The organism is Rhizobacter sp. P2_H2, assembly GCF_056403375.1.
In genome coordinates this window covers 1-567 of record NZ_JBFUFP010001810.1, presented here as the reverse complement: position 1 = coordinate 567, position 567 = coordinate 1, and the positions used below count along the sequence as shown (strand labels likewise).

Here is a 567-nt window from a genome sequence, read left to right as displayed (position 1 = left end):
TCGGCAAGCGGACCGCGACCTCCAGCTCGAACGACCGCTATGCCAACCAGGAGGTGTCGTACCTGCTGCAGCGGGTCGAGGATTTCCCGGGCACGGTGATCCTCGCGACCAACCTGAAGGCCAACATCGACGATGCGTTCGCGCGGCGCTTCCAGTCGCTGGTGCACTTCCCGATGCCGGACGCCGAGCAGCGGCGGCTGCTGTGGGAGGGCATGGTGAGGCACACCGGGCGGCTGGCCGACGACGTCGACCTGCAGGGGCTGGCCGAGCGGCACGAGCTGTCGGGCGGCGCGATCGCGAACGTGGTGCGCTTCGGGGCGCTGGGCGCGCTGCAGGGCGGGCGCGAGCGCATCGAGATGGCCGACCTGCGGCGCGGCATTGCCAAGGAACTGCGCAAGGAAGGGCGCACGGCATGACGCATCGCGATGCACCTTTCCCGCGGCCCGAGCCGTGTGCGCGCTGCCGGCGGGCGCGCATCGCGCTGGCCGGCGCGGTGCTGGTGCTGGCGGCGAGCCTCGGGCTGCGTGCGGCGACGGTGCCGCACGCGGCCTCGGCGCCGGCTTCCTC

1 protein-coding gene is annotated in these 567 nt (G+C 73.0%); it reads left to right on the top strand.

Annotated features, from left to right (window positions below):
* On the top strand, positions 1-416 hold a 416-nt coding region (locus tag AC1D15_RS36335), incomplete at its 5' end, for an ATP-binding protein (protein WP_477829910.1).
* Between the last annotated feature and the right edge of the window lie 151 nt (positions 417-567).